The 9398-nt window shown below is 49.4% G+C and carries 9 protein-coding genes, 1 rRNA gene and 1 other RNA gene; all 11 read right to left on the bottom strand.

Translation table 11 applies throughout. From position 1 onward, the window contains the following. A 16S ribosomal RNA gene (locus ACLB09_RS24520) occupies positions 1 to 106 on the bottom strand; the annotation flags it as partial. A gap of 305 nt (positions 107 to 411) precedes the next feature. Next, on the bottom strand, positions 412 to 675 hold the full coding sequence (locus tag ACLB09_RS24515) for a pro-sigmaK processing inhibitor BofA family protein (RefSeq protein ID WP_410772452.1): 264 nt from the start codon (positions 673 to 675) through the stop codon (positions 412 to 414). A gap of 27 nt (positions 676 to 702) precedes the next feature. After that, on the bottom strand, positions 703 to 918 hold the full coding sequence (locus ACLB09_RS24510) for a DUF2508 family protein (RefSeq protein ID WP_410772457.1): 216 nt from the start codon (positions 916 to 918) through the stop codon (positions 703 to 705). 195 nt (positions 919 to 1113) lie between these two features. Beyond that, positions 1114 to 1713, bottom strand: a complete 600-nt coding sequence (gene recR / locus ACLB09_RS24505; protein WP_410772451.1) for a recombination mediator RecR — start codon at positions 1711 to 1713, stop codon at positions 1114 to 1116. Between the two features lie 26 nt (positions 1714 to 1739). After that, positions 1740 to 2051: a YbaB/EbfC family nucleoid-associated protein gene (locus ACLB09_RS24500; RefSeq protein ID WP_410772450.1), complete on the bottom strand. Its 312-nt coding sequence runs from the start codon at positions 2049 to 2051 to the stop codon at positions 1740 to 1742. A gap of 69 nt (positions 2052 to 2120) precedes the next feature. Then, a complete protein-coding gene (dnaX, locus tag ACLB09_RS24495) occupies positions 2121 to 3893 on the bottom strand; it encodes a DNA polymerase III subunit gamma/tau (RefSeq protein WP_410772456.1) in 1773 nt (590 codons plus the stop codon). A 142-nt stretch (positions 3894 to 4035) separates the two neighbouring features. Beyond that, an RNA gene (gene ffs, locus ACLB09_RS24490) (signal recognition particle sRNA large type) lies at positions 4036 to 4303 on the bottom strand. Between the two features lie 103 nt (positions 4304 to 4406). Beyond that, a complete protein-coding gene (locus tag ACLB09_RS24485; RefSeq protein WP_410772449.1) occupies positions 4407 to 5150 on the bottom strand; it encodes a response regulator transcription factor in 744 nt (247 codons plus the stop codon). An 8-nt stretch (positions 5151 to 5158) separates the two neighbouring features. Then, on the bottom strand, positions 5159 to 6628 hold the full coding sequence (locus ACLB09_RS24480) for a sensor histidine kinase (RefSeq protein WP_410772448.1): 1470 nt from the start codon (positions 6626 to 6628) through the stop codon (positions 5159 to 5161). Positions 6629 to 6757: 129 nt separating this feature from the next. After that, on the bottom strand, positions 6758 to 7981 hold the full coding sequence (locus ACLB09_RS24475) for an amidohydrolase family protein (protein ID WP_410772447.1): 1224 nt from the start codon (positions 7979 to 7981) through the stop codon (positions 6758 to 6760). A gap of 36 nt (positions 7982 to 8017) precedes the next feature. Then, the gene (locus ACLB09_RS24470) at positions 8018 to 9385 is read right to left on the bottom strand and encodes a citrate transporter (protein ID WP_410772446.1); all 1368 of its coding nucleotides are present in this window, start codon (positions 9383 to 9385) and stop codon (positions 8018 to 8020) included. Positions 9386 to 9398 lie beyond the last annotated feature (13 nt).

Genomic DNA, 9398 nt, shown 5'->3' with positions numbered 1-9398 from the left:
GCCGCTAACCAACGGATTCCCGAAGGAATCCATTAGTCCGCTCGACTTGCATGTATTAGGCACGCCGCCAGCGTTCGTCCTGAGCCAGGATCAAACTCTCCAATAAAGATGGAAGGATCTACTCTCCCGAAGGGGAGTGGCTTTCCATCAAAGTGTTTGACTTGCTCATTTCAAAAAACTGACGAGAAAATTAATTCTCATTTTAATACTCACTCGTTGTTCAGTTTTCAAAGATCAACTTCGTTCATTTCGTCGCATTTTTGTTTCAGCAGCGACCTTTATAATATATCATGTGCTTACCTCTAAAGTCAAGACTTTTTTATTTAATTTCTTTCGATTAAATGTTTGAAAGACTTGTCCGTTGAAGAAGCGATTTATAATGTACCATACAAAACAAAGCGCCGTCAACTGTCATATCATGGTTAGTTTTAATCCCATTAACAATCCCACGCCCGGCAGCCCGAGTACAAGCACTGTAGAGATAGTTACCGGATTCAGCGGAATATACACTTCCGTCATCAACCCGGAGAAATTGACCACATAAATACCGAGAGCCGCCAGAACCACATGAAGTCCAAACCGCGTAAGCCATGCAAAACCGAGCCGCCTGGAGACCGCGATATACAGCAACAAGAGTAATGAGACTACCAATATGCCTGTTAGCACGATTTTCACCTTTTACCCCCCAATCGAATTATCCCGTTAAAAATACGACCCGTATTTAAAAATATCCCATTGCACTTTCGCCTGCTTGGCCAACTTTAATTGAATCTGGTACCTTCGTTCCGCCGCTTCGAGCGTGTAGATCGCCACGTCAACCTCGTCTTCACCAAGCGCCTCTTGAAAAGCCCAGCAGGCCCTCTCCCACTCCGCACGGGCTTTACAAACCTCTCTATAAAGATGTTCTTTGTACTCCATCTCCTGGTCCGGCCACCGGGATTCCTTTTGCGGTTCGGACCGGGTTCCCCATAGCTTCATTTCTGTTCGCCCCCTCCATCCGGTATATTTATGTGTATCAGGGAACGGACAAACTTAGAACCGAAGGCGGGTGAAATAAAAAAAGAACCTCGACCCGCATTCGCGCGGTCAGGTTCTTTAAATTGCGATTCCTATTTAATGAAGCTCGCGCCGTCCTTCAAGCGCCTTGGAGAGCGTCACTTCATCCGCATACTCCAGATCCCCGCCGACCGGCAGGCCGTGGGCAATCCGGGTTACACGCAGATCAAACGGCTTTACCAGGCGCGAAATATACATGGCTGTCGCTTCTCCCTCTATATTCGGGTTAGTGGCCAAAATGAGCTCTTTTACCCGCTCATCACTTAAACGGTTCAACAATTCCTTCAGCCGGATATCGTCCGGACCAAGACCTTCCATGGGAGAAATCGCTCCCTGCAGCACATGATAATAGCCATCGAATTCCTTCGTCCGCTCCATCGCAACCAAATCCTTTGACTCCTGCACCACGCAAATAACAGAAGGATCACGGGTCTTATCCTGACAAATCCGGCAAGGATCCGTATCCGTAATATTGCAGCAGACGGAGCAATAGTGAAGATTGCGTTTCACGCTGACCAAGGCCTTGGCAAAATCAATGACATCATCCTCTTTCATGCGCAGCACATGAAACGCCAGCCTAGCGGCCGTCTTCGGACCGATACCGGGCAAGCGGGTAAATGCGTCGATCAGCTTTGCGATCGGTTCGGGATAATACAATGGGAGTGTTCTCCTTCAGTCTAAAATTAGAACAGGCCAGGGATTTTCATTCCGCCTGTAAATTTGCCCATGTCCTGGTTGGCGAGTTCTTCCGCTTTGTTAAGTGCATCGTTGACAGCTGTCAGGACCAGATCCTGCAGCATTTCAACATCCTCAGGATCAACGGCCTCGGGTTTAATCGTCAAGGACAGCAATTTTTTGTGCCCATTGACTTGAACGGTTACCACACCGCCGCCGGCGCTGCCTTCGATTTTTTTGTCGCCCAGTTCCTCCTGTGCTTTGAGCATTTGCTCCTGCATCTTCTTCACTTGTTTCATCATTTGGTTCATATTGTTCACTAGGCCCACATCTCCTTCATTAGTATCGTCATTAATTATAATAGTTGCACATCAAATCAAAAAGCCTCTCTATTCCTTGATGACTACGAGTTCTTCGCCGAACAGTTGTATAGCCTCGTCAACCCAAGGCTCTTTGCTTCCGCCGTTACCCTCTTCGGGAGGCGGTTCCAGCTCAAAGGGCTCACTCGGTGATTTCGCCGCCCCTTGAATCGCTTCATTCCAATCTTTCAGCATCATCGTAACCAGGCGGCAAGGACGCCCCAATTGACGCTCCATCACCTGTTCGATCAGCTGTTTATTGGCCGGCTTTTCAGTCGTTTCGCGGTGGATATCATTCTTAAAAGCAACTAACACCGCATCCTCCGATAAGGAAACGGGCTCCCCGTTCACGAACCAGGCATGGATTGTCACTTTCGCATCCTTGACCGCCTGCAGAATCTGGTTCCACTTTCCTTGAACCGCAATAAACTCCTGACTGTTCCGCTGGGCAACGTACCGGTCCATCCCCGATGGGAGTTTGGCTGGAGAAGAGATGCGCGGCGCCGTACTTCTCGTTGCGGAGCGTCCGCCGGAACCAGCCGCTCGGTCGCCTCCTCCGGCTGCCGCCGTCAATCCGCCCTGCAGCGCCTGCTCCAGCTTGCGTTCCAGCTCGGCGAGCTGTCCCTTAAGCTGCTGCACTTCGGAAGCGGAGGCTCCCGCTACGGGAGTAGAGCTTTCCCGGCTCTGTCCGGCAGTCTCTTGTACCGAGACATCGCCCTTCGGAAGGCTGCACAACTTCAGGAGAGCTACTTCGAACAGCGTTTGAGGCTGTGCCGCGTATTTCATTTCCGTCTGATAATGATTCAGCGTATCGATAATCCGAAACAAGTGCGCACGCGAAAACGTCAGGGCCATTTCCTTGAAATCCTGTGCATCCAGCACCCGTTCCGTCAGCTTGTCCGCCTGCGGTACCATCTTGATCATGAGCAAGTCACGGAAATAATACAGCAGGTTCTCCATGCATTTATCGGCGCTTTTACCTTCCTGCATGAAACCCTCGATCATTTGCAGCATGCCGCCGACGTCATCTTCAAGTATGGTCTTCGCAAGCGCCGCAAATTGCCGGGAAGGAATTCCCCCCGTCATATCCAGCACTTGCTGATAAGAGACCTGGCCGTCCGAAAACGAAGCGATCTGGTCCAGAATACTGAGCGCGTCGCGCATGCCGCCATCGGACAGCCTTGCGATGTACTCGATCGCTTCGTCCTCGGCCGCGATTCCCTCCTGCTCGCAGATAACCTTGAGCCGCCGGCTTTGCTCCTCCAGCGATACCCGCCGGAAGTCAAAGCGCTGGCATCGCGAGATTACCGTTGCCGGAAGACGATGCGGTTCCGTCGTCGCCAAAATGAACATCACGTGCGGCGGCGGTTCTTCCAGCGTCTTGAGCAGCGCATTGAAAGCTTCCGTAGTCAGCATATGAACTTCGTCGATAATATACACTTTTTGCCGCACTTCCGTTGGGGCATACTTCACTTTCTCGCGGAGATCGCGAATTTCGTCGACCCCCCGGTTGGAAGCGGCGTCAATTTCAAGGACGTCCATGACAGTGCCCGCGGTAATCCGCCGGCATGCATCGCATTCATTACACGGCTCCGGGGCAGGTCCGTTTTCGCAGTTAACTGCTTTGGCCAACAGCTTCGCCGCCGTGGTTTTCCCGGTTCCGCGCGGTCCGCTGAAGAGGTAAGCGTGCGATAACCGCTGTTCGCGGATCGCATTCTGCAGCGTACGGATGATATGCTGTTGCCCTACCATATCTTGAAACGACTGCGGCCGCCAAGCACGGTACAGTGCGATATGCTCCATTTGCGGCACCTTCTTTCTATCCATAAGCGGCTTTCGCCGCTTTCTTATTATACTATACTCGTCGCGTCAGAAAAACTCATTCTCGGGAAATAAAAAAGCATCTCCGCCCAAGAGCAGAGATGCGTTCTTATTCATTGTAATACCGTGCACCTGTTATTGATCATTGCGATCCAAGCGGCACCTCTACGGCGCAACTCGGGACAGGCTCCCCTCCGGCACAAGAGTGGGACTGCTTATGGCTGCTTCCTTCCGGACCTGACCAGGTTCACAATTACTCATTGCGGAGGACCCGTCCGTCAACGTCTGCCGTAAAGACCGGACCTCACATCGGCAAGACCGCTAACAGGACTTCAACCTCGCTACAGCGGATTGCGAGTTACAGGGCACCGCTACCTCCCCATCTAGCACGGTGAAATTAAGTATAGCCCATGCCCGGACAAAATGCAACCAGGGGGCAAAACTTGGCTCTATCCCCAATCCGGCATCGTCCTACTAATACGGAAATCAAATGAGCTATTCGGTTTCTTTCTTTTCCCCGTCCTCATTATCGTTCTTGCTGGAGATCATCGAATATCCTATACCCGAATAGGTTCTGATAACCTCAAGATAATGGTCGCACCCGGCCTGCTTCAGCTTTTTGCGGATGCGGGCAACCGCCACTCTTAAATATTCGATTTCATTGGAATAATCCAGTCCCCAGACCGTCGTCAAAATTTGATCATGGCTGATGATCTTGTTCATATGCATCCCCAAAAGTTCCAGGATCAAGTATTCGATGTTGGTCAGCTTCACTTCTTTGCCTTTGACATAAACGCGTTTCTGGGCAATGTTGATCTCGAGATTATACGTTGTGATCCGGCTCTCCTCGCGGCTAAGCTCGTAATGGACCTTCGTTCTTCGCAATACGGCCTTCACCCGGGCAAACAGCTCGTCCAGGGAAAACGGCTTCGTTAAATAATCGTCCGCCTCCAGATCGAAGGCCTGCAGCATATCATCCGACGCACTGCGGGCAGTCAGGAAGATGACCGGAACCTTGCTGAACTTCCGAAGCTGCTTCAACACCGTGAAACCGTCCATATTGGGCATCATGACGTCCAGAAGCACCAAATCCGGCTCATGCAAATCAAATTGTTCCAGGAACTGCTCCCCGTTTGAAAATGTACAGACCTGATAGTTGAAAGACAACAGGTTCGCTTTAATGAAACGAACGATCTTAGGTTCATCGTCTACTATGGCAATCTTATAGTTATTTCTCATCTTGCCTCCTATGGAGCTGGTATGATCGGCAGTTTTACGGTAAAGGTGCTCCCTGCGTTCAGTTGGCTTTCTACATAGATATCTCCGCCATGCTCGCGGATCAATCCCTGGCTGATCGATAAGCCAAGACCGGAGCCTCCGCTCTTTCGTGCCGCGGAAATATCGACCCGGTAGAAGCGCTCAAAAATTTTCTTTTGATTTTTTTCTGAAATGCCAATACCGTTATCATTAACTTCTATAATAATAAACTGATCGTCATGGTGAATATTGACGGCAATTTTCTTTTCCTCAGCAACATTATAAGTAAGTCCGTTGATGATCAAATTGATCAGGACCTGTCTAAGCCGGGCTTCGTCTCCATATAATAACGGAAAATTCGAAGTCGTATCGTAGTTAAATACGATCTCCCCTTGGCACATCACTTTCTCGGGTAGTTGATTGAGCGTTCCCTTGATCAGGCGGAATAACGGAAAAAAGTCCTGATGCAGCAGCAAGGTGCCTGTCTCAATCTTCTTCACATCCATCCAAACATCAATCAGTTCTTGCAAATGCAGCACATCCTCATGAATCCCTAACAATAAATCATTGGAAAAGGATTCGTCCCACTTATTGGATATGCCCCTCAGAAGGGTTTCGACGCTTCCCCTGATATTCGTTAGCGGGGTCTTGAATTCATGGCTGGCGATCGAAATCAGATTGCTCTTGATTTGATCGACTTCATATTCCTTGGTGATATCCCTGATACTATACACATTGCCCAATGACTCACTATTCTCGTATACAACGAATTTTTTCATTTCAAAATAGAAAATTTTCCCCGGACCCTGCACTTTAATCCTGATTTGAGCATCGTCTCTCGCAGCGAATTCTTCAATGTCCGCCGATTCAAGCTCATTGATCTGTACGAACATTTTGATTAATTGATTCTCGTTAATGACCATTTTCCCATCATTATAAGCTTTAATGAATTTAACGAATGCCTCATTCTGATGGATCACATTCTTCCGCATATTCAACAAGACGATTCCGTCAGACATGCTATTCAGCAAATTATCCAGTTTGTATAGCCAATCCCTGTATCGGTCGGAATTAAGCTTGGACTGATACAAAGAACTGAACAGATTGGCGAGGGAAACCAATCGCTCAGGCGGCAAACTTTCGATGTCGTTCCTCCCGCCATCGTCAAATACTATTTTTCCGTTCTCTACCTCGTGGATATGGATCGAATGAATCACCGGACTCGGGTTCGGAATGCGATTTCGTAGAAATTCATCCCATTCTTCCCCTTCATGAACGGCACCGTCGGAAGTTATTGAATAATTGGGAAACCAACAGCTGATCCGATAACGGGTCGAACTCTGCAATTCTCTCAGGCACTCCTTCAGAAACAGCTCCTTCCCTATATAGTTCTGCGCATTGGAGTTGAATCGGTCATCCGTGTCGATAAATTCGCTGAAAGCGCTCTTTTTTTGAATCATAATCCGGTCTCCTCTTAAAGCAATTTGATTCATATCCATATTAAAGCATCCGGAGTCATTCTGTTAAGTATAAGAGAAATGGAAAAACTCCATATTCCGACTTACAGAATATGGAGTGCCAGGTTTGCCCTAAGCGTTAATTTTTACGTTTTTCACCGTTTCGACGGTTACTTTGCCGTTTTTGACGACAAACAATCTCGCCGGCATATCAATAATTGCATTCGTAACCGTATGCGTATCCAGCAAGACAAGGTCCGCCTTATTCCCAACCTGGATCCCGTAACCCTTCAAATCGAGCGCCTTGGCAGGGTTTGTCGTAATCATCGGCAGAACCGTATGCAGATCGTCTGCGCCGCCCAAATGGGCCGCCGGAATTGCGATCATAGCTGTCAGCATCAAATCTCCGTTGCCATAAGGCGTGAATGCGTTACGGATATTATTGGTTGCGATACACATATTTACGCCGCCGTCGCGAAGCAGACGAATCGGAGTTACGGTACGGCGCACATTGAAGGCATCGTTTCTCGCCCCAAGATGCAGGTCCGTACACGGAAGGCTCATGACGCTGATCTGAGCTTGTTGCATTTTCTCGATGATCGGCATCAATTGCTCGCGCGGCATCGCTGCGATACTGGTCAAGTGACCTACCGATACTTTACCTACGAATCCTTCCGCAATCGTCTTCTCCGCTACATAATCAATGGTCGTGCCTTCGGCGTTATCCTTGAAATCCTGATGGAGATCGATCGGCTTATTGTATTTCTTGGCAAGCTCGAATACAAAATCGATATGCTCCTTGGCATCACGATCATTATACGGAACTCCGCCGACGATATCGCAGCCCATTTCCATGGCTTCGTGCATCATTTTGTCCGTACCAGGCGCCTTGAAGATTCCCTCCTGCGGGAATGCAACAACCTGGATATCCAGCAGATTCTTGTACTCCTCGCGAAGCTCCAGAATAACCTCGAGTCCGGCAAAGCCCTGGGACGGGTCGAATTCGGAGTGCGTCCGCAAATGCGTCGTTCCGTTCTTGACCAGCATGTCCAAGGTTCTGCGGGCCCGGTCACGGATGTCGTCTTTGGTGAACGTAGGCTTTAATTGAGCAGTAACGCTGATGGCCTCTTGCAATGTACCCGATTTATTCGGCAAGCGGTCAGCGATAAGCGCCTTATCCAAATGAAGATGGCTTTCTACCAAGCCCGGGATCAGGACTTTCCCGTCGGCTTCGATCACTCGGCCGGCTTCGCCTTCGATATTGGCCTCGATTCCGGTAATTTTCCCATTCTCGATCGCAATATCGCGGAGTTCCGCACCCTCGTTTATTCTTGCTTTTTTAATCAAGATATCCATTGTTTGCCCCTCCTGCTTGAATGTCTGAATGATGGCTTATCCAAAAATTAATGAAAGAATCAAGAGAATTCCCATCGCGAGACCGACCCATTTCCCATTGCCTTTAACAACTTGAAGAATCGGAATTTGGAAACCGGAGGAAAGGGCCTGCATCGTAATATTAACAAAGCTCAACTGGCTTCCCAGGCCGACCCCCATCGCAACGAAACCGAAAGCCATAGGCGAAAATCCCAGAGTAACTGCAATCGGCAATACCAAGGTCAGAATCGAGCCTACATAAGCCCCTGCCGGAATACCGACCAGAATGCCCGCCAGTACGGCTACGGGAACCACGATGGCCGATGGAGCCTGTCCGGCTACGCTTGAGATCGCTGCAAACGCACCTGTTTGACCGATCATATTGATGAATGCCAAGAAGATACCTACACTGAACAACCGGGTCAAAATATACGTAGATCCGTCTACCATCGATTCAAGCGACTTATTAAGCGTAAACTTGGTGCACAAGAAAATCAAACCGACCGTAAGCATCGTGTATACAAGCGGTGTGAACAAGCTGTAACCGATCATTTTGTTGATCATCGGTCCCAGGATAACGGAACCCAGCAGGAAGATTGCCGGAATCGTCATTTTGAACAATTGCTTATTGGTCATTCCAGCAAACTCACTGCTCTCTTCACCCACGAACAGAGCCTTTCTCCGCTTGGCTCCCCAGAATGCAATCGCGATTCCAAGGATCACGAAGCCGAGTGTGAACAGGCGCATTTCCGCAACATAATCCGCTACCGGAATTCCGGAGAGCTTGGAGACGATCCCCGATTCAAGCGATGCGGGAGATGTCGTAAAGCTGACTGCGGATACGATAGACATTGCTGCAATGACTTCCGGAATCGCTCCCAGAGCCGCAAACGCGAGCGGTGCAATAACCATTGCGCTTCCGCCGCCGATCCCCGACATATAGGTTGCAGCTGCTTGCAGCAAGACGATGAATGCCGCAAAGTATTCAACGCGTCCCTTGATCCCTCTTCGAACCAAGGTCAAGGCCGAGGTATAGCCCCCGGATTTAAACACGGCCATCGCTACGGCCGAGTTAATGATCGGCACGGTGATCGAAAGCATGCCAGGAATCGAATCCAGGAAATGCTGGTTAGCTTCCTGAAGCGATATCCCGCCGATAATCATCGCCATGACACCACCGACCAAACCGGCTGCAATCATGTCTACTTTCAAGAAGAGCAATACCAGAATAACGATCAAAGGTACAATCGTTAATAAAGCATACCATCCGGTCGGGGTTGCAACTTCCGCGCTGACGGCGTCTGCCGCGAAAACTTGCAGAGGCAGCATTAGCATCAGGAATGCTGCAAAGATTAAGGCTGGGAAACGAAATTTTTTCGTCTTCATAGGACGCACCTTT

Origin of the sequence: Fontibacillus forbon, from assembly GCF_046559655.1 — a bacterium.
Lineage (GTDB): Bacteria > Bacillota > Bacilli > Paenibacillales > Paenibacillaceae > Fontibacillus.
The sequence above is the reverse complement of the archived record's forward strand: the minus strand, read 5'-3'. Positions and strand labels throughout refer to the sequence as shown.

Bases quoted from the DNA above. Each gene is read 5' to 3' on its own strand.
- ACLB09_RS24510 (WP_410772457.1), bottom strand. From the start codon at position 918: ATGGAGTACAAAGAACATCTTTATAGAGAGGTTTGTAAAGCCCGTGCG.
- dnaX (WP_410772456.1), bottom strand. From the start codon at position 3,893: ATGGAGCATATCGCACTGTACCGTGCTTGGCGGCCGCAGTCGTTTCAA.
- ACLB09_RS24485 (WP_410772449.1), bottom strand. From the start codon at position 5,150: ATGAGAAATAACTATAAGATTGCCATAGTAGACGATGAACCTAAGATC.
- ACLB09_RS24480 (WP_410772448.1), bottom strand. From the start codon at position 6,628: ATGATTCAAAAAAAGAGCGCTTTCAGCGAATTTATCGACACGGATGAC.
- ACLB09_RS24475 (WP_410772447.1), bottom strand. From the start codon at position 7,981: ATGGATATCTTGATTAAAAAAGCAAGAATAAACGAGGGTGCGGAACTC.
- ACLB09_RS24470 (WP_410772446.1), bottom strand. From the start codon at position 9,385: ATGAAGACGAAAAAATTTCGTTTCCCAGCCTTAATCTTTGCAGCATTC.